Annotated in this window: 23 protein-coding genes, 2 pseudogenes and 1 riboswitch; of the genes and pseudogenes, 6 read left to right on the forward strand and 19 right to left on the reverse strand. The window is 68.3% G+C overall.

What is annotated here, in order from left to right:
- The first annotated feature begins 36 nt into the window (after window positions 1–36).
- The gene (locus tag ACWV14_RS31900; RefSeq protein WP_422084286.1) at window positions 37–498 is read left to right on the forward strand and encodes a YidB family protein; all 462 of its coding nucleotides are present in this window, start codon (window positions 37–39) and stop codon (window positions 496–498) included.
- Window positions 499–684: 186 nt separating this feature from the next.
- Window positions 685–3,531 carry a DUF4132 domain-containing protein gene (locus ACWV14_RS31905; RefSeq protein WP_454905946.1) on the forward strand — a complete coding sequence of 949 codons (2,847 nt, stop codon included), beginning with the start codon at window positions 685–687 and terminating at the stop codon, window positions 3,529–3,531.
- On the opposite strand, the gene ACWV14_RS31910 is transcribed toward ACWV14_RS31905, so the two are convergent.
- Window positions 3,503–4,360, reverse strand: a complete 858-nt coding sequence (locus ACWV14_RS31910; RefSeq protein ID WP_454905948.1) for an alpha/beta hydrolase — start codon at window positions 4,358–4,360, stop codon at window positions 3,503–3,505. The two genes, ACWV14_RS31905 and ACWV14_RS31910, sit on opposite strands and share 29 nt — an antisense overlap.
- Window positions 4,357–5,868: a M20 family metallopeptidase gene (locus tag ACWV14_RS31915; protein WP_422084283.1), complete on the reverse strand. Its 1,512-nt coding sequence runs from the start codon at window positions 5,866–5,868 to the stop codon at window positions 4,357–4,359. The genes ACWV14_RS31910 and ACWV14_RS31915 overlap by 4 nt, the downstream gene beginning before the upstream one ends.
- A 91-nt stretch (window positions 5,869–5,959) precedes the next feature.
- On the opposite strand from ACWV14_RS31915, the pseudogene ACWV14_RS31920 reads away from it, so the two are divergent.
- Window positions 5,960–6,751 (forward strand): annotated as a pseudogene (locus ACWV14_RS31920) (DUF72 domain-containing protein).
- Window positions 6,752–6,784: 33 nt separating this feature from the next.
- On the opposite strand, the gene ACWV14_RS31925 reads toward ACWV14_RS31920, so the two are convergent.
- Complete coding sequence (locus tag ACWV14_RS31925; RefSeq protein WP_422084281.1) at window positions 6,785–7,288, reverse strand: bactofilin family protein; 504 nt, start codon at window positions 7,286–7,288, stop codon at window positions 6,785–6,787.
- 113 nt (window positions 7,289–7,401) lie between these two features.
- On the opposite strand from ACWV14_RS31925, the gene ACWV14_RS31930 reads away from it, so the two are divergent.
- Complete coding sequence (locus ACWV14_RS31930; protein ID WP_454905951.1) at window positions 7,402–8,328, forward strand: ion transporter; 927 nt, start codon at window positions 7,402–7,404, stop codon at window positions 8,326–8,328.
- Here the strand turns inward: ACWV14_RS31930 and ACWV14_RS31935 are convergent.
- The 4 genes from ACWV14_RS31935 to ACWV14_RS31950 all read right to left on the reverse strand — a co-directional run bounded on the left by ACWV14_RS31935 (window position 8,273) and on the right by ACWV14_RS31950 (window position 11,513).
- A complete protein-coding gene (locus ACWV14_RS31935; protein WP_422084279.1) occupies window positions 8,273–8,860 on the reverse strand; it encodes an IMPACT family protein in 588 nt (195 codons plus the stop codon). The two genes, ACWV14_RS31930 and ACWV14_RS31935, sit on opposite strands and share 56 nt — an antisense overlap.
- A gap of 36 nt (window positions 8,861–8,896) precedes the next feature.
- Window positions 8,897–9,487 carry a methionine biosynthesis protein MetW gene (metW, locus tag ACWV14_RS31940; protein ID WP_454905952.1) on the reverse strand — a complete coding sequence of 197 codons (591 nt, stop codon included), beginning with the start codon at window positions 9,485–9,487 and terminating at the stop codon, window positions 8,897–8,899.
- On the reverse strand, window positions 9,484–10,731 hold the full coding sequence (metX, locus tag ACWV14_RS31945; RefSeq protein ID WP_454905954.1) for a homoserine O-succinyltransferase MetX: 1,248 nt from the start codon (window positions 10,729–10,731) through the stop codon (window positions 9,484–9,486). Before metX ends, metW begins: the two co-directional genes overlap by 4 nt.
- A 218-nt stretch (window positions 10,732–10,949) precedes the next feature.
- On the reverse strand, window positions 10,950–11,513 hold the full coding sequence (locus tag ACWV14_RS31950; protein WP_422084276.1) for a TMEM165/GDT1 family protein: 564 nt from the start codon (window positions 11,511–11,513) through the stop codon (window positions 10,950–10,952).
- 19 nt (window positions 11,514–11,532) lie between these two features.
- Window positions 11,533–11,711: riboswitch (yybP-ykoY riboswitch) on the reverse strand.
- A 259-nt stretch (window positions 11,712–11,970) separates the two neighbouring features.
- Between ACWV14_RS31950 and ACWV14_RS31955 the strand changes: the two genes are divergently transcribed.
- The gene (locus tag ACWV14_RS31955) at window positions 11,971–12,516 is read left to right on the forward strand and encodes an RNA recognition motif domain-containing protein (protein WP_454905956.1); all 546 of its coding nucleotides are present in this window, start codon (window positions 11,971–11,973) and stop codon (window positions 12,514–12,516) included.
- An 83-nt stretch (window positions 12,517–12,599) separates the two neighbouring features.
- Here the strand turns inward: ACWV14_RS31955 and ACWV14_RS31960 are convergent, their stop codons facing one another.
- The 4 genes from ACWV14_RS31960 to ACWV14_RS31975 are packed head-to-tail and all read right to left on the reverse strand — an operon-like array spanning window position 12,600 to window position 15,621.
- A complete protein-coding gene (locus ACWV14_RS31960) occupies window positions 12,600–13,385 on the reverse strand; it encodes an SDR family oxidoreductase (protein ID WP_454905958.1) in 786 nt (261 codons plus the stop codon).
- A 27-nt stretch (window positions 13,386–13,412) separates the two neighbouring features.
- A complete protein-coding gene (lptC, locus tag ACWV14_RS31965) occupies window positions 13,413–14,075 on the reverse strand; it encodes an LPS export ABC transporter periplasmic protein LptC (RefSeq protein WP_454905960.1) in 663 nt (220 codons plus the stop codon).
- On the reverse strand, window positions 14,072–14,620 hold the full coding sequence (locus tag ACWV14_RS31970; protein ID WP_454905962.1) for a KdsC family phosphatase: 549 nt from the start codon (window positions 14,618–14,620) through the stop codon (window positions 14,072–14,074). Before ACWV14_RS31970 ends, lptC begins: the two co-directional genes overlap by 4 nt.
- Entirely contained in the window at window positions 14,620–15,621 is a 1,002-nt protein-coding gene (locus tag ACWV14_RS31975; RefSeq protein WP_454905964.1) for a KpsF/GutQ family sugar-phosphate isomerase, read from the reverse strand. The genes ACWV14_RS31970 and ACWV14_RS31975 overlap by 1 nt, the downstream gene beginning before the upstream one ends.
- 90 nt (window positions 15,622–15,711) lie before the next feature.
- Here ACWV14_RS31975 and ACWV14_RS31980 point away from each other — a divergent pair, with 90 nt between their 5' ends.
- Window positions 15,712–17,697, forward strand: coding sequence for a monovalent cation:proton antiporter-2 (CPA2) family protein (locus ACWV14_RS31980; protein ID WP_454905966.1), 1,986 nt, complete (start codon window positions 15,712–15,714; stop codon window positions 17,695–17,697).
- 19 nt (window positions 17,698–17,716) lie between these two features.
- Here the strand turns inward: ACWV14_RS31980 and ACWV14_RS31985 are convergent, their stop codons facing one another.
- The 8 genes and pseudogenes from ACWV14_RS31985 to rpmH form a co-directional block, all read right to left on the reverse strand.
- On the reverse strand, window positions 17,717–18,382 hold the full coding sequence (locus ACWV14_RS31985; protein WP_454906152.1) for a hypothetical protein: 666 nt from the start codon (window positions 18,380–18,382) through the stop codon (window positions 17,717–17,719).
- A gap of 219 nt (window positions 18,383–18,601) precedes the next feature.
- Window positions 18,602–18,649, reverse strand: a pseudogene (locus ACWV14_RS31990) (hypothetical protein); the annotation flags it as partial.
- 95 nt (window positions 18,650–18,744) lie between these two features.
- Window positions 18,745–19,206, reverse strand: coding sequence for a Crp/Fnr family transcriptional regulator (locus ACWV14_RS31995; protein ID WP_081269786.1), 462 nt, complete (start codon window positions 19,204–19,206; stop codon window positions 18,745–18,747).
- A gap of 89 nt (window positions 19,207–19,295) precedes the next feature.
- Entirely contained in the window at window positions 19,296–20,702 is a 1,407-nt protein-coding gene (mnmE, locus tag ACWV14_RS32000; RefSeq protein WP_454905968.1) for a tRNA uridine-5-carboxymethylaminomethyl(34) synthesis GTPase MnmE, read from the reverse strand.
- 75 nt (window positions 20,703–20,777) lie between these two features.
- On the reverse strand, window positions 20,778–22,466 hold the full coding sequence (gene yidC, locus ACWV14_RS32005; protein WP_454905970.1) for a membrane protein insertase YidC: 1,689 nt from the start codon (window positions 22,464–22,466) through the stop codon (window positions 20,778–20,780).
- Window positions 22,463–22,750 (reverse strand): membrane protein insertion efficiency factor YidD, encoded by a 288-nt coding sequence (gene yidD / locus ACWV14_RS32010; protein ID WP_106936290.1) that lies wholly within the window; start codon window positions 22,748–22,750, stop codon window positions 22,463–22,465. Before yidD ends, yidC begins: the two co-directional genes overlap by 4 nt.
- Window positions 22,747–23,166 carry a ribonuclease P protein component gene (locus tag ACWV14_RS32015; protein ID WP_454906148.1) on the reverse strand — a complete coding sequence of 140 codons (420 nt, stop codon included), beginning with the start codon at window positions 23,164–23,166 and terminating at the stop codon, window positions 22,747–22,749. Before ACWV14_RS32015 ends, yidD begins: the two co-directional genes overlap by 4 nt.
- A 101-nt stretch (window positions 23,167–23,267) precedes the next feature.
- Window positions 23,268–23,402, reverse strand: a complete 135-nt coding sequence (rpmH, locus tag ACWV14_RS32020) for a 50S ribosomal protein L34 (protein WP_007834827.1) — start codon at window positions 23,400–23,402, stop codon at window positions 23,268–23,270.
- Window positions 23,403–23,743: the final 341 nt, after the last annotated feature.

The following is a 23,743-nucleotide window of genomic DNA, read 5'->3' on the forward strand; positions in this document are numbered from 1 at the left end:
ATGCTCACGGTTCTGTCACACACCAAGGAAACGGCCATGGGATTGCTCGATTCGGTACTCGGTCAAGTGCTAGGGGGCGCTGCGCAGCAGCAGCCGCAACAAGGCGGCGGCCTCGGAGGGCTGGGCGATCTCGGCGGGCTTGCCGGTGCGCTGGGCGGCCTGCTCGCCAACAACGGAGAGCAGGGCGGCATCGGCGGGCTGGTCTCTAAGTTCGAGCAGGCCGGCCTCGGCAACGTCATCGGCTCATGGATCGGCAAGGGAGAGAACCAGCCGGTCACGGGCGACCAGCTGCAGAACGCGCTGGGCAGCGACACCATCGCGAACATCGCCTCCAAGCTGGGCGTCAACGCGCAAACGCTGCTGCCGATGCTCGCGACCATGCTGCCGGCCCTGATCGACCAACTCACGCCGCACGGCAAGGTGCCGGAGCAGGGGCTCGGCAACCACGAAGACCTGCTGGGCTCGCTCAGCGGCCTGTTGCAAGGCAAGCAGTCCTGAGAGACTGCCGTCTCCAGACTCGGCGCCCGCAAGGGCGCTTTTTTTCGCCTTTTTTCGCCTCCAGCGGCCTTGGCCGACAATGCCGCTCGCATCAATTCGAGGTAAGACGGCATGGCGGGCGGTGGCAAATCGAAGGTAGAGGGTTCGCAAGCACGACCCGATGGCACCGTCCGGTGGTCCAAGAGCATGCGCGAGGCGCTCGCGCAGTTCAACGACCGGCCCTGCGGCCATTGCGGCGGCCTGCTGTCTGATGAACGCAGCCTGGCCGACAGCCTCGATTTCTTCCGCCGCCACCGTTCCAGCTTCTACCCTCCGCGCGCGGCCCGGCTGCGCATGCTCGAGATGCACGGCACCGGAGCGGCCGAGCTGTTCTTCGAGCCGTCCCCGCACAAGGAAGAAGTGGCCGACCTGCTGGCCATCCAGGACGAGGCCGTGGTCCGCTTCTTCGTGGCGCAGGTCAAGCAGATCGATTGCAAGAACGCACTGATCAAGCAGGCGGCGCGCTGGCCGCTGTTCGTGCTGCGCGAGCTGCTGTCGGCGAACCCCGCGCGCCACCAGGCCGGTGCCGCGCTGATCCTGGAACTGCTGGCCGCCAACCCCGACTGGCAAGCCCCGCTCGAAGCCGCCTGCGACGAGAGCCAGCGCAACACACTCGCGCGCCTGCAGGAAGACGGCTCCGGCGGCGTGGCAGAAGCGCCGCCGGCCGCCTGGCCCGCGCTGCTGAGGCGCCCGCCCTGGAAGAACCGCCAGGCGCTGCCCGTCATCCCCGTCCTGGCGCTGCAGCCCCTGCCGCCGGCCGCGTCGCTGCACTGGCAGCACCTGCAGCCGCCGCAATACCTGCAGGCCACGGGCGACGTGTCCGACTGGCTGGCGCGCGAGGTCCGCGTCTCACGCGAGCGCGCTGACGAATGGGCCGGCGAGTTCACCCGCCACCAGCCCGACGCGCCGGCACATGTGCGCGAAGGCAGCAACGCGCACAAGGCCCTGTGGATGCTGGGCCTGCGCCCCGAGCTGATCGACGGCGTGGTGAACGGCAGAGAGGTCGCGCCGGAAGACTTCGGCCCGCTGCCCGACGCCCGCTGGGGCGCCGCCGAATACCTCTGGCTGCTGCCGCAGCCGCTGGCCGTCGCGGTGTTCACGCACGGACCCGCGCCCACCCACTACATGGACGACGTCTCGCGCGTGCGGCCCATCCTGCATGCGTTCGGCGCCGCCGCGCTGCCGGGGCTGCAGCGCGTGCTCAAGCAGGGCTCGCGCGCGATGTTCGAGCTGGCCGCCGTCATCGAATGGGACCCGCTCGCGGGCTGGATCGCCAGGGGTTTCCACACCAACCGCTGGGTCCGCCACGAGGCGAGCGAGTGGCTGGCGCGCTACCCGCAGGCGGCCGCGCGCGGCCTCGTGCCCATTGCGCTGGGCGAGCCCGGCGCCGCGCATGAAGCCGCGCAGGCCGCGCTGCGCTGGCTCCACGGCGCCGGCCATGCCGACGCGGTGCGCGACCAGGCCGCCGCCTACGGCCCCGAGGCCGCCGATGCCGTGGCACAGCTGCTGGCCATCGCCCCTGAAGACCTGCTGCCCGACAGCCTGCCCGTGCTACCGAAGACCCTGCCGCTGGCCATGCTGCCCCGGCTGATCTTGCGGCAGGGCGGCCAGGCATTGCCCCAGGCCGCCGTGCCCGACGTGCTGATGGCGATGATGCTCGGCAAGCCCGACATGCCCTATCCGGGGCTGGCCGGCCTGCTGGAGGCGCTCACGCCCGACTCGCTCGGGCGTTTTGGCCGTGCGCTGCTGGCCTGGTGGATCGGCAATGGCCGCCCCGCCAAGGAGCGCTGGATGTTCGCGCTGCAGGGCCGCCTGGGCGACGGCGAGACCGCGCGCCAGCTCTACGGACTGCTGCGCCAGTGGCGCGCTGCACTCGACCGCGTGCGCGCCTACGACGCGATGGCGATGCTCGGCGAGATCGGCAGCGACGCCGCCCTGATGCACCTGGCCGAACTCTCGCGCCAGACCCGCCACGACGACCTGCGCACCCGCGCCGACCGCATGCTGGGCGAGGTGGCCGAGCAGCGCGGCCTGAGCCTCGACCAACTGGCCGATCGCACCGTGCCCGACCTGGGCCTGGACAGCCGCGCGCGGCTCACGCTCGACTTCGGCCCGCGCAGCTTCGAAATACGCATGGACCACAACTTCGAGCCGGTGGTGCACAACCGCACCGGCAAGATGCTCAAGACCCTGCCCAAGCCCGGCGCGAACGACGACGCGGGCAAGGCCGCCGCGGCAACCAATCAGTTGAAAGACCTGCGCAAGCTCGCCAAGGCCGTGTCCACCGCGCAGGTGCGGCGCCTCGAAGCCTCGATGTGCGCGCGGCGCCGCTGGGCGCCCGCCGAATTCCTGCCCTTCTTCGCCAACCACCCGGTGCTGCGCGTCTTCAGCCGGTCGCTGGTGTGGGGCTTGTTCGATGCGTCGAACCGGCTGGCCGGCACCTTCCGCGTCGGCGCCGAGGGCGAGCTGACGGATCTGCACGGCGCCCCGGTCATGCTGGCCGGCAACGCGCGCATCGGCATTCCGCATCCGCTGGAGATCGCGGGGCTCGACCCATCACTGGCCTCCGCCTGGACCGGCGTGCTGGCCGGCCACGGTATCGCGCAGCCCTTCGAGCAACTGGCGCGCCAGACCTTCGCGCGCGACGAATCGCTGCGCGCGCGCCGCGACATCCCGCACTGGGCTGGCCGCCAGGTGTCGAATGGTGCGCTCCTGGGCCTGGAACAGCGCGGCTGGCTGCGCGAGGTGGGCGAAGGCGGCATGGTCGGCAGCTTCGGCAAGCCAGTGCCCGGCGGGCGCCGCATCCGCCTGCGGCTGGCCGTCGGCTGGTTCGTGCAGGACAGCCCCGACGGCGCCGAGCTGCAGACCGTGCAGTCCGTGGCGCTCGACGGCGCCGACGGCAGCATGCTGGGCGATTTGTCGCCGGTCGATTTCAGCGAGGTCGAACGCGACCTGCAGCGTGCCGTCAGGCCCGCGGCGGAAAACGCTGGTTGAGCCAGCGCTGCAGGGCCGCGAAGACCGGTTCGGCTTCGAGCTCGTTGAAGATCTCGTGGTACAGCGTGTCGAAGCAATGCGCCTCGACCCTGCCGCCCGCCGCAGCCGCGGCGAAGGCCCGGCTGGCCGACGGCCTCACGAGGCGGTCGTCGCCCGCGTAGAGCAGCAACGTAGGCACGGGCCAGTTCGCAGCGCGCTGCTGCACCGTCGCGCCCTCGTACGCCAGGAAGCGCGCGAGCCGGCCGCCGATGCGGTCGTGCGTGAGCGGATCGTCGCGGTAGGCCTGCACCACGGCCGTGTCGTGCGAGAGGTAGTTGTCGTCCAGGCCGTTGCCCACGCGCAGGTTCGGCGCAATGCGCGGCAGCACCGCGAGCAGCGCCTTCTGGAAGCCGCTCAGGCCGGGGTCGAGCCCCGGCGAGGACAGCACCAGCCCGTCGACCGGCCGCACCCCGCGCGCCACCAGGTTCGCCGCGACCAGCCCGCCCAGGCTGTGCCCCAGCAGCACCAGCGGCAGCCCGGGGTTCAGGCGGCGCGCATCGTCGATCACCAGCGCGAGGTCGTCGACCAGCCGCAGCTCGCTCGGCAGGCCGCCGCGCGCACCGGTGGACTCGCCGTGCCCGTGGTGGTCATGCGCCCACACCGCGAAGCCCCATTCGTGCAGGCATTCCGCCAGCGCGTGGTAACGGCCCGCATGCTCGCCGAGCCCGTGGACCACGACGATCACGGCACGCGCCGGCCCTGGCGCCGGCAGGCGGCGCAGAGCGAGCGTCTCGCCGTCCGGCGTGGACAGCGACACGCGCTGCGGCAGAGGCAGCGCCGGGTCGTTCAAGCCGCCACCGGCTCCGATGCGGCGGCGCGGTGCGCAGCCGGGAGTGCCGCAATCACTTCGGCCACGGCGGCCGTGAGCTTCTTCGCGTACGGCACGTGCAGGAATTCGTTCGGGCCGTGTGCGTTGCTCTTGGGGCCGAGCACGCCGCAGACCATCATCTGCGCCTTCGGGAAGCCGGCACTGAGCATGTTCATCAGCGGAATGGTGCCGCCCTGGCCGATGTAGCCGCACGATGCGCCGAAGTGCGCGCGCGAGGCCTTGTTGAGCGCATCCTCGAACCACGGCGTGATGGTCGGGGCGTTCCAGCCGGTGGCGCCGCCGCCGCTCTCGAAGGTCACGCGGGCCTGGTAGGGCGCGTTGTCCTCGAGCAGGGCCTTGAGCGTCTGCACCGTCTCGGCCGCATCCACCAGCGGCGGCAGGCGCAGCGAGAGCTTGAATGCGGTGTAGGGGCGCAGCACGTTGCCCGCGTCCTTCAGCGCCGGGAAGCCTTCGGCGCCGGTGACCGACAGCGTGGGCTTCCAAGTGCGGTTGAGCAGGGCCTCGACCGGGTCGGTGGTGGTGGGCAGCGCGAACATGGTCGAGCCGCCGCAGTCGTAGTGCGCCCACGGGAAGCGCTTGTAGACCTCATCGCCCAGGATGGCGGCGGTGGCCTTGGCCTGCGCCAGCCGGTCGGGCGGCACTTCGCAATGGAAGCTCGCGGGCAGCAGGCGGCCGGTGGCGCTGTCCTCGAGGCGGTCGAGCACCTGCCGCATGATGCGGAAGCTCGAGGGCACGAGGCCCGAGGCGTCGCCCGAGTGGATGCCTTCGGTCAGCACCTCGACCTTGAGCGTGCCGCTGGCCATGCCGCGCAGCGAGGTGGTGAGCCAGAGCTGGTCGTAGTTGCCGGCGCCGGAATCCAGGCAGATCACCAGCTCGACGTTGCCCAGGCGCGGACGCAGCGCGTCGACGTAGGGCAGCAGGTCGTAGGAGCCGCTTTCCTCGCAGGTCTCGATCAGGCCGACGATGCGCGGATGCGCCACGCCCTGCGCCTTGAGCGCCTGCAGCGCGGCGACGCTGGCGTAAACCGCATAGCCGTCGTCGGCGCCGCCGCGGCCGTAGAGCAGGCCGTTCTCGTACTTGGGCGTCCAGGGGCCGAGGTCGTTGCGCCAGCCGGTGAACTCGGGCTGCTTGTCGAGGTGGCCGTACATGAGCACGGTCTCGTCCATGTCGGTGCCCGTGGCCGGCACTTCGAAGAACAGCACCGGCGTGCGGCCCTCGAGCCGCACGATCTCGAGCTTCAGGCCCTCGACCTTCTGCGCCTCGACCCAGGCGGCGGCGTTGCGCAGCACGGTCTCGAGGTAGCCGTTGGCGGCCCAGTCCTTGTCGAAGCCGGGCGACTTGGAGGGAATGGCGATGTAGTCGGTGAGTTGCTTGACGATGTCGCCGTCCCATCGGGCGGTGACGTCGGACAGGGCACGCTCGGCGTCGAGCGTGCCGGCGGGCATTTCGCGGTGCAGGGGGGCGTTCATCGGTGGGTTCTCCGCGGGTGGACGAAAAGACGCATTTTGCGCCTTGAGGCGAGCGCGCGTAGAGTGCGGGCGATCTCAAACCGGAGGCCATGTGAGCAAGTCAGCATCGACTCGGATCAAGGTAGATATCAAGGTGGGTATTGGCGGCTGGACCTACGAACCCTGGCGCGACAACTTCTACCCCAAGGGGCTCGCGCACGCGAAAGAGTTGAACTACGCGAGCCGCAAGGTCAGCTCCATCGAGATCAACGGCACCTAGTACAGCACCTTCAAGCCCGAGACCTTCCGGAAGTGGCACGACGACACGCCGGCCGACTTCATGTTCTCGCTCAAGGCCTCGCGCTTCGCGACCAACCGCAAGCTGCTTTCGGGCGCGGGCGACTCGATCAAGCGCTTCATAGACAGCGGCGTGGCCGAGCTGGGCGACAAGCTGGGCCCGATCGTGTGGCAGTTCATGCCGACCAAGCAGTTCGATGCGGAAGACTTCGAGGCCTTCCTCTCATTGCTGCCGAAGAAGGAAGGCAGCCGCGTGCTGCGCCACGTGATGGACGTGCGGCACGAGAGCTTCATGGTGCCCGCGTACAAGGCGCTCGCGAAGAAGCACAAGGTGTCGACGGTGTTCACCGACGCCGAGAAGTTTCCGTCGTTCGAGGAGCCCGAGGGCGACTTCGCCTATGCGCGGCTCATGATGGCCGACGCCAAGCTCAAGGCCGGCTATGCGCCGAAGGCGCTGGACACCTGGGCCGAGCGCGCGCAGGGCTGGGCCGAATCACCGAAGAAGCGCGACGTGTTCGTCTACTTCATCAACGGCGCGAAGGAAAGGGCACCGGCCGCGGCCGGTGCCCTGCTGGAGCGCCTGGGGTGGGAGCCGCCGGCTGCGTGAAGCCGGGCGGCGCGGGATGAACCAGAGACTGCGTCAGCCCTTGGCGCCGAAGCTGATCTCGCCCGACAGCTGGCCGCCTTCTTCGATCACGATCTTGCCGTAGCGGATCTTGCCGGTGACCTTGCCGGTGGAGTGGATGACGAGCTTCTCGCGCACGGTGAGGTTGCCGTCGAACACGCCGCGGATTTCGGCGATGTCTATTTCGGCCGAGCCCTTGAACTCGCCCTGTTCGGCGATCTGCATCAGGCGCGAATCCATGGTGGCCTCGACCAGGCCTTCGACCACGAGCGTGTCGCAATCGGTGATCTCGACGCCCTTGAGCTTGATGTTGGGGCCGACGGTGAGCTTGCTTCCGCCTTCCTTGGCGACGGGGGCCGCCGCCGCTGCATTGAGGCCGCCTTGCTGGGCGGTCAGCGACGAGGGATTGACGGGGGAACCGGAGAGGTTGGTGGCTGCGCCGACGAGCGGAGCGGGGCGGGAAGTCAGCGAGTCGTTGTCTCGGTCACGCTTGCCGAAGAAGGGGGACTGTGTAGCCAATGGGGAGCTCCTCAAGAAAGGGGACTATCGTAAGAACGCACTCACGGCATGCGGCACTTCATTGCGCAAGAAGCGTAACTGAATAAGTCGTCACCGACACGACAATGGCCCGCATGACCCGCCCGAATCTCGAAGCCCTCTCCACGCCCGCCGCCACCGACTCGCGGTTCGACAAGCCCTCGCACGGCTGGCGGCGCACGCTGTTCACGGTGATCTTCGAGGCCGACACGCGCGCGGGGCTGTGGTTCGACCTTGCGCTGATCGCGGTCATCGTCACCAGCGTGCTGGTGGTGATCCTGGACAGCGTGCAGTCGATCCGCGAGCACTGGCGCCCGGTGTTCAACGCGCTCGAATGGGTGTTCACCATCCTGTTCACGCTGGAGTACATCGCGCGGCTGTGCTGCGTGAACAAGCCGCTGCGCTATGCGCTGAGCTTCTACGGCGTGATCGACCTGCTCGCGCTGCTGCCGACCTTCCTGGTGGCCCTCGCGCCCGAACTGGCCTACCTGATCGACGTGCGCATCCTGCGCCTCTTGCGCGTGTTCCGCATCTTCAAGCTGTCGCGCTACTCGGTGGAGTACCGCGCGCTGGTGATGGCCGTGGCGTCGAGCCGGCGCAAGATCACCGTGTTCGTCGGCTTCGTGATGCTGGTGGTGCTGGTGATGGGCACGCTGATGTACGTGGTCGAAGGGCCCGAGCACGGCTTCACGAGCATTCCGGTGGCCATCTACTGGGCCATCTCGACGATGGCCACCGTGGGCTTCGGCGACCTCGTGCCCAAGACCGACCTGGGCCGCGCGATCGCCTCGGTGATGATGCTGCTGGGCTGGGGCGTGCTGGCGGTGCCCACGGGCATCGTGACGGCAGAAATGGCACGGCGCGGGCCGAACGACGAAGCTGTGCCCGTGCCTGTGGCGCAACGCGGTGTTCTTGCGATGACGGCGCCCGAGCCCGCGTCCGCGCCTGCGGTGCCGGCGAAGCGGATTACTCCGTCGGCCAGGCGACGCGCCCTTGCGCAGCATCGCCGAGGCGGGCGATGAACGCATCGGCATCAGGCTCGGGGAGCGTGAAGACGAAGCGCACGTCGTCGCCGTGCTGCACGCTCTCGAGCACCGCGCCGGCCGAGGCGAGTTCACGCCGCACCAGCCCTTCGAGCGCGTAGGGCACGATGCATCGCAGGCTGCGCTGGCGCAGCAGCGGCACGAGCGTGGCGCCGAGCAGGGCTTGCGCCACCGCGTCCGTGTAGGCCCGCACGAGGCCGCCGGCACCGAGCTTCACGCCGCCGAAATAGCGCACCACGGTCGCGAGCGCGCCTTCGACCTGCTGGTGGCGCAGCACCTCCAGCATCGGCCGTCCCGCGGTGCCACCGGGCTCGCCGTCGTCGTTCGCGGCCGACTGGCCACCTGCCATCAAGGCCCAGCACACGTGCGCCGCGGCGGGATGCTCTGCGCGCAACGAGGCGACCACGGCCAGTGCAGCCGCGCGGTCGGCCACCGGCTGCACGCAGCCGATGAAGCGGCTTTTCTTGATGAGCAGTTCGCTGTGAACCGGCTGCGCCAGCGTGAAGCTCATGCGTTGCGGTCCACGTCCATCACGTGCATCAGGGGCTCAGCCGCCGCCGCGCTCGAACTTGAAGACCGCGGTGCCGGCGCGCGCATTCGGCAGCCAGCGCACGTCGCGGCCGTCCTGCAGGCCGAAGGCGTCGAGCACGCGCAGATTGTTCTTGCCGGCCAGCACTTCGAAGTCCTTGAAGGTGCCGACGCGGATGTTGGGCGTGTCGTACCACTGGTAGGGCAGGCGGCGCGTCACCGGCATGCGGCCGCGCGCCACGCTCAGGCGGTTGGGCCAGTGCGCGAAGTTGGGAAAGGCGACTATGCCGATGCGCCCCACGCGCGCGGTCTCGCGCAGCATCACCTCGGCATTTCGCAGGTGCTGCAGCGTGTCGATCTGCAGCACCACGTCGAACGAAGCGTCGTCGAACATCGACAGGCCTTCGTCGAGGTTGAGCTGGATCACGTCGACGCCGCGGCGCACGCACTGCAGCACGTTGCCGTCGGCAATTTCCACGCCGTAGCCGGTGCAGCCGCGCTCGCGCTGCAGCAGGTCGAGCAGGGCGCCGTCGCCGCAGCCGAGGTCGAGCACGCGCGAGCCCTTGGGCACCAGCTCCGCGATCAATCGTTGATGTTCGAGGTCGCTCATGCAGTAGTACTCCCCCCCAGGCTTGCCGCTTCGAGTGCTGCGCCAACCCCCTTCAGGGGGCCCGCGCCTTGGGGCGGCCCGGCGGCGCTCGTCTCCTTGGCGACGCGCTCGAAGTAGGAGCGCACCACGCCCATGTAGCGCACGTCGTCGAGCAGGAAGGCGTCGTGGCCGTGCGGCGCGTCGATCTCGGCGTAGCTCACGTTGCGGCGGTTGTCGAGCAGCGCCTTCACGAGTTCGCGGCTGCGCGCGGGCGAGAAGCGCCAGTCGGTCTTGAAGCTCACGAGCAGGAACTTGGCCGTGGCATTGGCGAACGCGGTGCTGAGCTTGCCGCCGTGGCTGCGCGCGGGGTCGAAGTAGTCGAGCGCGCGAGTGATGAGCAGGTAAGTGTTGGCGTCGAAGTACTCGCTGAACTTGTCGCCCTGGTAGCGCAGGTAGCTTTCGATCTGGAACTCGACGTCTTGCGTGGAGTAGCGGTAGTCGAGCCCCGCGGCCTCGCCTTCGACGGCGCTGCGCAGGATGCGGCCGAACTTCGCGTTCATCACGTCGTCGCTGAGGTAGGTGATGTGGCCGATCATCCGCGCGATGCGCAGGCCGCGCTTGGGCACCACGCCGTGCTCGTAGAAATGGCCGCCATGGAAGTCGGGGTCGGTGACGATGGCGCGGCGCGCAACCTCGTTGAAGGCGATGTTCTCGGCCGTGAGGTTGGGCGCGCTGGCCACCACCACGGCGTGGCGCACGCGATCGGGGTACTGCAAGGTCCACGACAGCGCCTGCATGCCGCCGAGGCTGCCGCCCATGACGGCAGCGAGCGTCTTGATGCCGAGCGCGTCGAGCAGGGCGGCCTGGGCGTCGACCCAGTCTTCGACCGTGACCACCGGGAAGTCGGCGCCGTAGACGCGGCCCGTGGCGGGGTTGACGTGCATCGGGCCGGTCGAGCCGAAGCAGGAGCCGAGGTTGTTGACGCCGATCACGAAGAAGCGGTCGGTGTCCACCGGCTTGCCCGGACCCACCATGTTGTCCCACCAGCCCTCGGAGCGGACTTGGCCCTGGTAGACGCCCGCCACGTGGTGCGAGGCGTTGAGCGCATGGCACACCAGCACCGCATTGCTGCGATCGGCGTTCAGGGTGCCGTAGGTTTCGTAGGCGAGCGTGTAGTCGCTGATCGATGCGCCGCTGCGCAGGGCCAGCGGGCCTGCGAACTGCATCGACTGCGAAGTGACGACCAAGGGAGGTGACGACGACATGAATGAAAAACCCGGCCTCGCCAAAAACGAGCCGGGTCTGCCGCGCCTGTCTTTAGCTGGATTTATAAAGCGCCCGCAAGCTGAAGCAAATCGGCGCAGCACGAGTATATCCCCCAGGCTGCGCGCACTGCGTGTCGCTTCGCCAACCCCCTTCGGGGGCAACACCTGCGGCCCGGCGAAGCCGGTTCCGCGGTGTTTCTGGAAGGGGCTCTGCTTTTTTACCAGCCGATGATCATGATCACGCCCAGCACCAGGAAGATCGCGGCGGAGATGCCGTGCACGAGCTTGATCGGCACGCGCCGCACGATCTTCTCGCCGAGCCACACCACCGGCGCGTTGGCCAGCATCATGCCCAGCGTGGTGCCCGCGACCACCCAGAAATAGTCGTGCGTGAAGCGGGCGGCCAGCATGACGGTGGCGATCTGGGTCTTGTCGCCCATCTCGGCGAGGAAGAACGCGATCACGGTGGTGCCAAAGACGCCGAACTTCGACACGCCCGGGGCATCGTCGTCGTCGAGCTTGTCTGGAATCAGCATCCAGACGGCCATCGCGATGAACGAGCCGCCAAGAATCCAGCGCAGCACCTCGGGCCCGAGCCAGCGCGTGATGTAGTTGCCCACGGCACCTGCCAGAGCGTGGTTGATGATGGTGGCGGCGAAGATGCCGAGGACGATGGGCCAGGGTTTCCTGAAGCGGGCTGCGAGCAGAAGGGCCAGGAGTTGGGTCTTGTCGCCCATTTCGGCGAGCGCAACTACGCCGGTTGCAACGAGAAAAGCTTCCATTTTTTGAACGTGGGGTTTCTTGGCCGAAGGACGCAATTGACCGTGCAACACCTTCGGCCATATTCCCGAAGTTACACGGTCAAAGGTCTCGCCAGGTGTTTTCTCACTGCACGCGCCATGTCCTGTGGGGCAGGACAAGTCTGTTGACGCGGGCCCCTCTCGCAAATCGGAAGGCGGCTACTCCCCAATGACGGGCGAGATTCTACCTGTAGCGCCAAGGGCCTCACCTGATCCTGTAAGCGGGCGCTAGCTTTTGATTGTTTTCACAGGCGCTACCTCAAGAAGCAAATTCCTGCTTGCTTTTCGAATATTTCACCCATAATGCACGAGCCTCCCACTTCATTTTGGTGGGGAGGCAGTTCGGTGATCGGTCAGTTTCGCGCGACTCGACGCTCTCGTTTGAGTGATGCTTTCGGGACTCCATCGCTTTTCTTGATGTGTTTATAGGAGTCCCTTGATGGGCAACAAACTGTACGTCGGCAACTTGCCTTACTCGGTGCGCGACGGTGATCTCGAACAGGCCTTCGGCCAGTTCGGCGCAGTGACCAGCGCCAAGGTCATGATGGAGCGCGACACCGGCCGCTCGAAGGGCTTCGGCTTCGTCGAGATGGGCAGTGACGCGGAAGCACAGGCCGCCATCAACGGCATGAACGGCCAGCCCCTGGGCGGCCGCAGCGTCGTCGTCAACGAAGCACGTCCCATGGAAGCTCGTCCCCCGCGTAGCGGTGGCGGCGGCTACGGCGGCGGCGGTGGTGGTTATGGCGGCGGTGGTGGCGGTGGCTACGGCGGCGGCGGTGGTGGCGGCTACGGTGGTGGTGGCGGCGGTGGCCGCTCCGGCGGTGGCGGCGGCTACGGCGGCGGTGGCCGCAGTGGTGGCGGCGGTGGTGGTGGCGACGGCGGTTTCCGCAGCCCCTACGGCGCCGGCCCCCGTGGCGGTGGCGGCGGTGGTCGCAGCGGCGGTGGTGGCGGTGGCTACGGCGGCGGCGGCAACAGCGGCTACTGAGCCCTGCACCTCGAAGCACAAAAAACACAAAAGGCTCCTTCCGGAGCCTTTTTCTTTGGCCGCACGCTTTTCTTCGCGCCCGCTCAGGCCTCGCCGCTTCGCTTCTTGCGCCCGCGCCCCTGCACCGCGCGGTCGAGTACGGCATTCGGCAGCATGCGCATGATCTTGGCGACCACGCCCATCTGCCACGGAATCACGCGGTAGCTCGTGCCGGACTCGATGGCACGCAGCGCCTGGGCGGCAAAGTCCTCGGCCTTCATGAGGAAGGGCATGCCGTAGCGGTTGCCCTGCGTCAACGGCGTGTCGATGTAGCCGGGGCAGAGCGTGACCACCTTCACACCGCTGTTGTGCAGCTCGCCACGCAGGCTCTCACAGTACGCGACCACTCCGGCCTTGCTCGCGCAGTACGCCCCGTGGCCCGGCAGGCCGCGGATGGATGCAACACTGCCGATGCCGACCAGCCGCCCGCTGCCGCGTTGCACCATCGCCCGCACGAAAGGATGGAAGGTTGCAGCCAGCCCGACGTTGTTGGTGGCGAAGGTCTGCGAGAGCACGTCGAGGTCCGAGCGCTCCGCGGTGTCGATGCCGATGCTGATGCCCGCATTGGCGATCACCACGTCGGGCAGCCCCTGCTGCGCGATGCAGTCATTGCCGGCGGCCACGATGCTGTCGGTCTGCGCCACGTCGGCGTTGTAGACCCGGTAGCGGTCCGCGCTCAGCCCGCGCGACTTCGCCCAGGCTTCGATCTCCGCCGTGCGCCGGGCCACCAGCGCCAGCCGATACCCTGCGTCATAGAAGCTCGCGGCCAGGGCCTGGCCGATACCGCTCGACGCGCCGGTAATGAAGACGAGCGGGGCCGAGGTGGTCATGCGTGATCTTTCGGGGTCTTCTCGTTGTCAGCGCTTCTTGGCAGGCGCGGGAGCGGCGGCGGCGGCCGACGGAATCAGCACGCCGCGCACCCGTCCCTTGAGGTTGGCGACGCCGCTCAGGTTGTCGTAGTCGAGCGTGTCACCGGTGAACTGGTCCTTGTCGCGGATCAGCGTGACCGGCTGGTTCGACGTGACGCGCTCGGTGTCGACGAAGGCGTGCAGGAACTCGCCGCGGAACTCCAGGCGCGGCGTGGGCTTGCCATCGGGACCCACCGACGGGTCGCGGATGACGATCGCGTTGCCGAACAGCTGCAGCTCGCTGCCGTCCGAATTCGACAGCCCGCGGTTGGCGGTGGAGCGCGTCACCAGCCCCTCGGGCGAGATGGAGCGCATGCGCACCTTGTCGACCTCGATGGTGTCGGTATCGGGATAGTGCCGGCCTTCGACGCCATACAGCTCGCTGCGCAGGTCGCCGTTCGGCAGGAAGTTCTTGATGACGAAGTCGCGCATGAAGTAGTCGGGCTCATGCGTGGGCGCGGCCTTGGCGGTGGGCTCAAGCAGCTTGGGCGCATTGCGCACCAGCCAGTAGGTGCCGAGCGCGACGGCCGCCGTCAGGATGATCGGCAGGTAGATCGTGGCGCGGTCGAGGACGTCGCGCACCAGGCCCCATGCGCGTTTCACGTTGTTCATGTGTTCGGGCCCCGGGCAGCGTCGAGCATGGCGCGGTACTGGCCGCAGGCGGTGAGAAGCAGGTCGCAGAATTCGCGCGCCGCGCCTTCGCCGCCGCGCGCCTGTGTGACGTAGCGGGCAATGCCGCGCACCTCGGCATGCGCGTTGGCCGGCGCCGCCGCAAAGCCGACGCGCGTGAGCACCGGCAGGTCGGGCCAGTCGTCGCCGATGGCCGCAGCCTGCGCCCATTTGAAGCCCAGCTGGTCGAGCATGGCCTGCGCGGCGGGCAGCTTGTCTTCGGTGCCGTAGCGCACATGCTCGATGCCCAGCGCCTCGAGCCGCACGCGCAGCGGCTTGGAATCGCGCCCGGTGATCACTGCCGGCACGATGCCCGCCCTGCGCAGCAGCTTGAGGCCGTAGCCGTCGAGGATGCTGAAACGCTTGAGCGTTTCGCCGTGTTCGGTGAAGTACACGCCGCCATCGGTCAGCACGCCGTCGATGTCGAAGAAAACGATGCGCACGTCCTGCGCGGCGAGCAAGGTCTCGGCCTGGAACTCGAGCGCCATCAGATGACCTTCGCGCGCATCAGGTCGTTGGTGTTGATCGCACCCACGACCACGCCCGCGCCGTCGATCACGAACAGCCGGGTGATGCCGCACTGCTCCATCAGCTCGGCGGCTTCCACGGCCAGCGCGTCGACGCGGATGGTGCGGGGGTTGTGATGCATCACGTCGGCCGCCTTGGGGCTGCGCAGGTCGGCGCCGGCTTCGATCAGGCGGCGCAGGTCGCCGTCGGTGAATATGCCCGAGGCGCGGCCGTCGGGCTCGACCACCGCGGCGGCGCCGAAGCCCTTGATGCTCATCGCGCGCATCAGCTCGCTGATGGTGGCCGACGGCGGCACGCGCGGCACCTCGTCGCCGGAGCGCATGACGTCGCTCACGTGGGTGAGCAGCTTGCGCCCGAGCGCGCCGCCCGGATGCGAGCGCGCGAAGTCTTCCGAGCCGAAGCCGCGCGCGTCGAGCAGCGCCACGGCCAGCGCGTCGCCCATCGCCATCTGGGCGGTGGTGCTCGCGGTGGGGGCGAGGTTGAGCGGGCAGGCTTCCTTGGACACGCCGGCGTCGATCACGATGTCGGCATGGCGCGCAAGGGTGGATTCGGGACGGCCGGTCATGGCGATCAGGGGCACGCCCTGGCGCTTGACGACCGGCAGGATGACGGTGAGCTCGTCGACCTCGCCGCTGTTGGAGATGGCCAGCACCAGGTCGACCGACTTGATCATTCCGAGATCGCCGTGGCTGGCCTCGGCCGGGTGCACGAACATCGCGGGCGTGCCGGTGGAAGCGAGGGTGGCGGCGATCTTGCGGCCGACGTGGCCGCTCTTGCCCATGCCCATGACGACCACGCGGCCGCGCACTTCGAGGATCTTGCGCACGGCGTCGACGAAGCTCGGCCCGACGCGGGCCTTCAGGCCGGAGACGGCTTCGGCTTCGATGTCGAAAGTGATGCGTGCCCGGGAGAGGATCGCTTCGGGGTCGACCACGGGGGCCGGGACGGGACGGGAGCTCATCGGCCGATTTTACGGGGCGGCCAGTCCGGGGATATACATACGCGCCCCGGCAAAGCCCGGGGCACGGACATTGCTCTAGCATCGGCGCCTATGTCTTCGTTCGATCTCACGCTGTTGTACTTGCTGGCCGCGGTGATCGGCGTGGTGGCCTGCCGCTCCCTGAAGCTGCCGCCCATGCTCGGCTACCTGTCGGCCGGCGTGCTGATCGGCCCGCATGCGCTCGCGCTGGCGCAGAACTCCGAGGGCATCCGGCACCTGGGCGAATTCGGCGTCGTGTTCCTGATGTTCGTGATCGGGCTGGAGTTCAGCCTGCCCAAGCTGCGCGCGATGCGAAAGCACGTATTCGGGCTCGGCCTGCTGCAGGTGCTGCTGACGATGGCCATCGCCACGGTCGGCGCGCTGCTGATCGCGCGGCTGCTGCCGCCGTCATGGCAGCTCGGCTGGCAGACCGCGCTGGCGCTGTCGGGCGCACTCACCATGAGCAGCACCGCCATCGTCATCAAGCTGATGGCCGAGCGGCTGGAGCTCGAGAGCGAGCACGGCAAGCGCGTGATGGGCGTGCTGCTGTTCCAGGACCTGGCGGTGGTGCCGCTGCTGGTGCTGATCCCCGCGCTGGGCGCGCCGCCCGAGGCGCTGGCCAAGGCGCTCGGCCTCGCGCTGCTGAAGGCCACCTTCCTGATCGGCGTGTTGCTCTACGGCGGCCCGCGCGTCATGCGCTGGTGGCTCACGCTGGTGGCGCGGCGGCGCAGCGAGGAACTGTTCATCCTGAACGTGCTGCTGGTGACGCTGGGGCTGGCATGGCTCACCGAGCTGGCCGGCCTGAGCCTGGCGCTGGGCGCGTTCATCGCGGGCATGCTGGTGTCGGAGACCGAATACAAGCACCAGGTCGAGACCGACATCCGTCCCTTCCACGACGTGCTGCTGGGGCTGTTCTTCATTACCGTGGGCATGTCGCTCGACTGGCACATCGTGGTCGAGCGCTGGATGCTGGTGGGCGTGCTGCTGCTGGTGCCGCTGGGGTTCAAGCTCGGGCTGGTGACGGTGCTGGCAAAGGTGCTCGGGGCCACCTCGGGCGTGTCGCTGCGCACCGGCCTGTACCTCGCGCAGGCCGGCGAATTCGGCTTCGTGCTGCTGACGCTGGCGCAGGAACGCAGCCTGCTGCCGCCGTGGCTGGCCAATCCGGTGCTGGCGTCGATGGTGCTGTCGATGCTGGCGACACCTTTCATCATCATGTACAGCAACGCCATCGTGCGAAAGCTGGTGGCCAGCGACTGGCTGCAACAGTCGCTGCAGATGACGAGCATCGCGCGCAAGACCATCAACACGGCGCAGCACGTGATCATCTGCGGCTACGGGCGCTGCGGCCAGAACCTGGCGCGCATCCTGGAGCGCGAAGGCATTCCGTACATGGCGCTCGACCTAGACCCCGACCGCGTGCGGCAGGCCGCCGCCGCCGGCGACTCGGTGGTGTTCGGCGACGCGGCGCGGCTGCAGGCCCTGATGGCCGCCGGCCTGGCACGCGCCAGCGCGGTGGTGGTCACCTACCTCGACGTGCCGGGCGCCATGAAGGTTCTGGCCAACACGCGCGCCCACGCCGCCCACGTGCCGGTGATCGTGCGCACGCAGGACGACCACGACCTCGAGAAGCTGCAGGCCGCCGGCGCCACCGAGGTGGTGCCCGAAGCCATCGAGGGTTCGCTGATGCTTGCGAGCCATGCGCTGGCGCTGGTCGGCGTGCCGATGCGGCGCGTGATCCGCGTGGTGCAGGACCAGCGCGACGCGCGCTACAACCTGCTGCGCGGCTACTTCCACGGCGCCGACGACGACAAGGCCGACGAAATAGACCACGAACGGCTCAACAGCTTCACCCTGAACGCCGGCGCCCGCGCCGTCGGCCAGACGCTGGAGCAGCTGGCGCTGCCGACGCTGGGCGTGCGCGTCGCGAGCGTTCGCCGCCATGACGGCCAGCCGCGCACGCCGGCCGGCGACACGGTGCTGACCGACGGCGACACGCTGGTGCTGTCCGGCAAGCCGACCGCGCTGGCCGTGGCGATCGAGCGGCTGCAGAAGGGCTGAGTGGCCGGGGCCGCTCAGCTCAATTGATCAGCGTCGGGTTGCGTTTTTCTTCGTCGATGCGCTGCTGGCGGCGCACCGCCTCGCATTGCGCGTGGGCCTTGTACTCGGCCTTGAGGCACTGCGCGGCCATGCACTGCGCCCTTGCGATGAAGTTGCGATCGCCGCACTGGGCCAGGGGTTCGGGGGGAGGAGGGGCGGGTGCCGGTGGCGGCGGGGCTGCCGCGACGGCTGGTGCCGGAGTTTCAGGGGCGCGGGGCGCGGGGGCTGCAACGGCTGCCTGCTTGCGGGGCCGGGCGGCGGGCTTGGTGCTTGCCGCGGGCGGTGCGGCTTCGGCGACGGGAGGTGCCTCGGCCGCCGGAGGCTCCGGCGCCGCCTGCGCCGGGGGTGGTGCCGGCTCTGCCGGAGGCGGTGCGGGCTCGGCGGCCGGTGCCGATACCGCCGGTTCGGTGTCGGTGACCGCCGCAGGCGCCTTGCGGGTTCCGTAGCCGTACCAGCCCGCGACCATCATCAGCACCGCCAGCACCAGCAGGCCGAACCACAGCAGCATCACCCGCTTGCGGGGCGGCCGCTCGACCGGCCGCCGGACCTTGACCCGGGTGCGCTTGCGCTCGGCCTTCTCCTGGCGCGCCGTCTCGAAGCCCGAGGATGGCGCAGGCGGCGGCGGTGGAGGATCGTCGTAGACCATGACCACCGTCTCCTGGTCGTCCGACGGGGGCGGGGCCGACGATCTTCCGAAGAACGAACGGCCGGGCTCGGCCTCGCGCGGGTCGAAAAGCGGCGCGGGAATGGTCGGTGCACGCAGCTGGGCGGGAGCGGTGGTCGCCCACTCGCGCTCGGGGCTCGGCGGCGGGGGAATCCTGGTTGCCTTGCCGGACAGCGTGGCGCCGCAGCTCCGGCAGAAATTCGCGCCGTCACGGTTTTCCGTGCTGCAGACCGGACAAATCAAGGCCATGGCTTACTACTGACTACTCTCGGAAACCGGAACGAAAAGGGCTGTTGGCGGGCATGCCCGCATCTGGGAGGTCTGGCGAAGAGGCCGCCGGGGCCTCAGGTCACGGCGACGCGCTTGGAGCGGTGCGCCATGCGCTTGGCGATCACCGCGCCCAGTGCCATCGCGATTTCCAGCGCCAGGTTGGGCTGGCGGTTCGACATCTCCGCGAAACGGATCGCGTTGAGCCGCCACACGCGGCCCGCGCCGGTGACCACCACGTTGGCAGAGTGCGGCAGGCGCGAGAAGAACGAGCCTTCGCCCACCACCGAACCCGGCGTGAGCACGGCTAGCCGCATCTGCTCCTTGCTGCTGACGCGGTGCACGCTGATGGCGCCGCTCTCGATGAAGAACACCGAGCGGTCCGGCGTGCCCTGTTCGATCAGCACGTCGCCGACGGCGGTCTCGATGGGCTGCAGGTAGCCGGCCAGCGTTTCCCATTGCTGGACGCTGAACGTCAACGCAAAAGCGTCGGTGCTCATGTTCTCCGCGATGGCGCGGCTCAAGTTCTGGATGGACATGTTTTTCTCAACCCCCGCATCGGTTCCGAAGTATCCGCGATGGCCGCGAGATTGGGCTACAGGTGTTTACGTTTTTGAAACGCCTGTCGCTATTTCCCAATGCAAAAGCGCGAAAAGATGACCCCCAGCAGGTCATCGGCGCCGAACTCCCCCGTGATCTCGTTCAGCGCGTTCTGCGCCAGCCGCAGTTCCTCGGCCAGCAGATCGAGCAGTTGGGCCTGCGCCGCGAGGTGGCTGGCCGCCAGCGCCAAGTGCGCCTCGACCTGGGCCAGCGCCTGCACGTGGCGCGCGCGCGCCAGGTACACGCCTTCGGGCACGGCCTGCCAGCCGGCCATGGCCAGCAGCTGCTCGCGCAGGGCCTCGATGCCCAGGCCGGTCTTGGCGGACAGCGCGATGCCCTCGGCGGGCTGTGCCGACGGTGCCGCGTCCTGCTTGTTCCAGACATCCAGCACCGGCACGCTCGCCGGCAGCTTGCGCCTCAGGCCCGCGAGGATTTCCGCGTCGGCGGCCGCGTAGTCAGGCAACGCGGCGCGGGTCAGGTCGTGCAGGAACAGCACGGCGTCCGCGCTTTCGATCTGGCCCCAGGCGCGCGCGACTCCGATCTGCTCGACCTCGTCGCTGCTCTCGCGCAAGCCGGCGGTGTCTGCCACATGCAGCGGCACGCCGTGGATCTGGATGGTCTGCGAGACCACGTCGCGCGTGGTGCCCGCCACCGCGCTCACGATGGCCAGCTCGGCGCCGGCCAGTGCATTGAGCAGCGAACTCTTGCCCGCGTTGGGCTGCCCCGCGATCACCACCTTGATGCCTTCGCGCAGCAAGGCGCCTTGGCGCGCGCGCTGCTGCACCGCGGCCAGCTGCGACTGCAGCTTCGCCAGCTGCCCGGCCGCGTCGGCCTTCTGCAGGAAGTCGATCTCTTCTTCCGGAAAGTCGAGCGTGGCTTCGACCAGCATGCGCAGGTGGATCAGCGCATCGCGCAGCGTGTGTATCTCGCGCGAGAACTCCCCGGACAGCGAACGGCCGGCACTGCGCGCGGCCGCCTCGGTACTGGCGTCGATCAGGTCGGCAATGGCCTCGGCCTGTGCCAGGTCGATCTTGCCGTTGAGGAACGCCCGCTGGCTGAACTCGCCCGGCTCGGCCACGCGCAGGCCGGGCAGGCGCGGGCGGCCGGTGACAGGGTCGGGCTCGGCCGCCGCTTCCAGGCAGCGCGCCAGCAGCAGTTGCAGTACGACCGCGCCGCCGTGGGCCTGCAGTTCGAGCACGTCTTCGCCGGTGAAGGAATTCGGCGAGGGAAAGTGAATGGCCAGGCCGTGGTCGACCGGCTCGCCGCCCGCGTCGCGAAACGGCATGTAGGTGGCCTCGCGCGGCTTGAGCGCGCGCCCGCAGATGGCGTCGATCAGCGGCGCCAGCCTGGCGCCCGACACCCGCACGATGCCGACCGCCCCGCGCCCCGAGGCGGTGGCGATGGCGACGATGGGATCGGTGGTACGGGCGAGCATGGTGCGGATTCTTTCAGCAAAAAGGGCCGCTTACGCGGCCCTTCGTGGGATGGCTTGGTTGCCGTGCGGCTGTCGTTACTTGGTGCCGAGCACGCCCAGGCGCTTGTTGATGAACCACTGCTGCGCGATCGACAGCACGTTGTTCGTGATCCAGTACAGCACCAGGCCGGCCGGGAAGAAGATGAACATCACGCTGAACGCGAGCGGCATGATCCACATCAGCTTGGCCTGCATCGGATCGGGCGGCGTCGGGTTGAGCCAGGTCTGGAACAGCGAGGTGGCCGTCATGACGACCGGCAGGATGTACCAGGGGTCCGGTGCCGACAGGTCGGTGATCCAGCCGATCCACGGTGCATGGCGCATTTCGACCGACGACAGCAGCACCCAGTACAGCGCGATGAACACCGGGATCTGGATCACGATGGGGAAGCAGCCGCCCATCGGATTGACCTTTTCGGTCTTGTAGATCCGCATCATTTCCTGCTGCATCTCTTGCGGCTTGTCCTTCAGCCGCTCGCGCATTTCCATGATCTTGGGGTTGATGGCCTTCATCTTGGCCATGCTGGCGTAGGCCTTGGCGTTGAGCCAGTAGAAGGCGGCCTTCAGCAGCACCACCAGCGCCACGATCGACCAGCCCCAGTTGCCCAGGATGCCGTGCAGCTGGGTGAGCAGCCAGTACAACGGCTTCGAGATGATCGCGAAGATGCCGTAGTCCTTCACCAGGTCCAGGCCGGGGGCGATGCTTTCGAGCTTCTTTTCTTCTTCGGGACCGGCGAACAACACGCTGTTCACGACCTGCGTGGCGCCTGGCGCGATCTTCGGCAGCGTGGCCACCATCGACACGGTGAACAGGTTGTCGCCCAGGTCCCTCACGCGGAATTCGCGGCGCAGTTGCTCGCTGGCCGGGTCGCCCTTGAGCAGCCAGGCCGAGGCGAAGTAGTGCTGCACCATCGCGATCCAGCCGTCGTTGGCCGGCGGCGGCGGTTCGATCTTGCCCTTGGCGATGTCCTTGAAGTCGAGCTTGTGGAACTTCTTCTCGTTGGTGTACGCGGCCGGACCGGTGAAGGTGTTGGTGCCGAACATGGTGCCGGCGGCCACGGTGCCGTGACGCAGCAGTTGCATGTAGAGCAGGGCATCGCGCGGCTGGTAGCTCACGTTGACGACTTCGTGGCGCACGCCGATGGCGTAGTCGCCGCGGTGGAACACATAGGTCTTGACGTACTTCAGGCCGCCGACGGGGGCGCTTTCGAAGCTCACCTCGAGCGTGTTCTGGCCGTCGGCCATCTCGCGCGGGCCGGCCTTCGGCGTCATCTGCGTCAGGTGGTTGGGGAAGGCGTCGCCGGCCACCGGGTTCACCAGGCCGGTCTGCGCGACGTAGCGCGTGGCGGGCGAGCCGTCTTCGAACAGCACGACGTGCTTGGTGCGGTCGGCCTCGTCGTACTTCAGCAGCTCGAGGTAGTTGACCGTGGCGCCTTCGCTGTCGATCGTGGCCTTGAACAGGTCGGTGGTGACGTTGACCTTCTCGCGCGGCGCGGCCGGCGTGGCCGACGTCGGCACGGCACCGGCGCTGCCGGGGGCGGCGGACGCGGAGGGCACGCCGTTGCCGGTGGCAGGCGTCGTGCCGGCGGCCGGGGCGGTGACGGCCGGCTTGCTGGACGGCAGGAAGGTCGGCTTGTTGCCGTTGAAGACCTGCCATTGGTCCCACAGCAGCACCAGCGAGAACCCAAAAATCACCCACAGTATCGTGCGGCGGATATCGTTCATGACGAAGACTTCTTGTCGGAGGAGAGAAGAGACGAAAACAGCGATCCTGACTTGTCAGTGCGACGCTGTGATTTCGGTGGAACCGGATCGTGCCCGCCCTGGCACCAGGGCTGGCAGCGCGCGATGCGGTGCAGAGTCAGGTAGCTGCCCTTGAGCGCGCCGTGCACCTCGAGCGCCTCGATCGAATACACCGAGCAGGTCGGCGTGAAGCGGCACGACTGGCCGAGCCAGGGGCTCAGCAGCAGTCGGTAGGCCTTCACGAAGCCGATCAGCAGGCGTTTCATGATGAGGAAGGAGCGGGCGAAGAAGAAGAGGGCGCTGGCGCACGCGCGGCGCGCTCCAGCAGCTGCTGGAGCTCGGCGCGAACGGCGCTCTTGAGCTTGTCCGAGGTGGCGCTCACGAATTCCTTGCGGTCGAAGCCCGCGCGCAGCCGCACCACGTGCGCGGCACGTGGCAAGGCGACACCCTGAGCGGCGCTCACGGCGTAGATCTGGCGCTTGATGGCGTTGCGCGTGACCGCGCGGCGCGCCCAGCGCTTGGGCACCATGGCACCCAGCCAGACGTCGTCGGACGCGAACAGCGGCGGTGCGCCCGATGCGGAATCGAGCGCACAGCGATGCAATGCGAAATGAGCAGTGCGCGCCACGGTGGCACCTGCGAGGACGGCCTGGAACTGCGCGCGGGTCTTGAGCCGCTGCATGGAAGCCTGGCCGCGCACGTCGTTACCGGTCTGGCCGGACGCACCGGCCGCGGGAGCTGGCGCGGACGTGTCGGCTGCTGGCAACGGCAGGTGTGCTGCCGTCAGACGGCCAGGCGCTTGCGGCCCTTGGCGCGGCGTGCGTTGATGACGGCACGGCCGCCGCGGGTCTTCATGCGGACCAGGAAGCCGTGGGTACGGGCGCGGCGGACTTTGGAAGCTTGATAAGTGCGTTTCATGATGATTTCCTAATTCCCTGTTCGCGCGGGCTCTCTGCCTGAAAAAGCATGAAAAGCCAGCGGGGCGCCGGGGGAGCGTATTGGGATGACCCAGGGATACCCCTGAACTCCTACTCCTGGCGCCGGTGAAGAACGCAAAGAGGTTTTCAGGGAAACCCGCAATTATCGCAAACATTGGCCGCCCGAACAATCTTCGACTGGATTTGCGGGCCTTTTGGCATGCGGGACAGCGTGTGGATAAGGTTTTGACAAGTTAGAATGCCAGGCGCCTTCCAGCAGAGAATATCCACAATACCTATACCAAGAAATGCCCGAGGGTTCCATCACTTTTTCCCCCGCCC

Source organism: Variovorax durovernensis (assembly GCF_977011995.1).

Excerpts from the sequence above, each read along its gene's own strand:
- ACWV14_RS31930 (WP_454905951.1), top strand. The coding sequence starts at position 7,402 with ATGACCCGCCCGAATCTCGAAGCCCTCTCCACGCCCGCCGCCACCGAC.
- ACWV14_RS31995 (WP_081269786.1), bottom strand. The coding sequence starts at position 19,206 with ATGTCCATCCAGAACTTGAGCCGCGCCATCGCGGAGAACATGAGCACC.
- ACWV14_RS31960 (WP_454905958.1), bottom strand. The coding sequence starts at position 13,385 with ATGACCACCTCGGCCCCGCTCGTCTTCATTACCGGCGCGTCGAGCGGT.
- ACWV14_RS31905 (WP_454905946.1), top strand. The coding sequence starts at position 685 with ATGCGCGAGGCGCTCGCGCAGTTCAACGACCGGCCCTGCGGCCATTGC.
- metX (WP_454905954.1), bottom strand. The coding sequence starts at position 10,731 with ATGTCGTCGTCACCTCCCTTGGTCGTCACTTCGCAGTCGATGCAGTTC.
- ACWV14_RS31935 (WP_422084279.1), bottom strand. The coding sequence starts at position 8,860 with ATGAGCTTCACGCTGGCGCAGCCGGTTCACAGCGAACTGCTCATCAAG.
- ACWV14_RS31915 (WP_422084283.1), bottom strand. The coding sequence starts at position 5,868 with ATGAACGCCCCCCTGCACCGCGAAATGCCCGCCGGCACGCTCGACGCC.
- ACWV14_RS31900 (WP_422084286.1), top strand. The coding sequence starts at position 37 with ATGGGATTGCTCGATTCGGTACTCGGTCAAGTGCTAGGGGGCGCTGCG.
- ACWV14_RS31955 (WP_454905956.1), top strand. The coding sequence starts at position 11,971 with ATGGGCAACAAACTGTACGTCGGCAACTTGCCTTACTCGGTGCGCGAC.
- ACWV14_RS31985 (WP_454906152.1), bottom strand. The coding sequence starts at position 18,382 with ATGGTCTACGACGATCCTCCACCGCCGCCGCCTGCGCCATCCTCGGGC.
- lptC (WP_454905960.1), bottom strand. The coding sequence starts at position 14,075 with ATGAACAACGTGAAACGCGCATGGGGCCTGGTGCGCGACGTCCTCGAC.
- mnmE (WP_454905968.1), bottom strand. The coding sequence starts at position 20,702 with ATGCTCGCCCGTACCACCGATCCCATCGTCGCCATCGCCACCGCCTCG.
- ACWV14_RS32015 (WP_454906148.1), bottom strand. The coding sequence starts at position 23,166 with ATGCAGCGGCTCAAGACCCGCGCGCAGTTCCAGGCCGTCCTCGCAGGT.
- ACWV14_RS31970 (WP_454905962.1), bottom strand. The coding sequence starts at position 14,620 with ATGGCGCTCGAGTTCCAGGCCGAGACCTTGCTCGCCGCGCAGGACGTG.
- ACWV14_RS31980 (WP_454905966.1), top strand. The coding sequence starts at position 15,712 with ATGTCTTCGTTCGATCTCACGCTGTTGTACTTGCTGGCCGCGGTGATC.
- yidC (WP_454905970.1), bottom strand. The coding sequence starts at position 22,466 with ATGAACGATATCCGCCGCACGATACTGTGGGTGATTTTTGGGTTCTCG.
- metW (WP_454905952.1), bottom strand. The coding sequence starts at position 9,487 with ATGAGCGACCTCGAACATCAACGATTGATCGCGGAGCTGGTGCCCAAG.
- ACWV14_RS31975 (WP_454905964.1), bottom strand. The coding sequence starts at position 15,621 with ATGAGCTCCCGTCCCGTCCCGGCCCCCGTGGTCGACCCCGAAGCGATC.
- rpmH (WP_007834827.1), bottom strand. The coding sequence starts at position 23,402 with ATGAAACGCACTTATCAAGCTTCCAAAGTCCGCCGCGCCCGTACCCAC.
- yidD (WP_106936290.1), bottom strand. The coding sequence starts at position 22,750 with ATGAAACGCCTGCTGATCGGCTTCGTGAAGGCCTACCGACTGCTGCTG.
- ACWV14_RS31950 (WP_422084276.1), bottom strand. The coding sequence starts at position 11,513 with ATGGAAGCTTTTCTCGTTGCAACCGGCGTAGTTGCGCTCGCCGAAATG.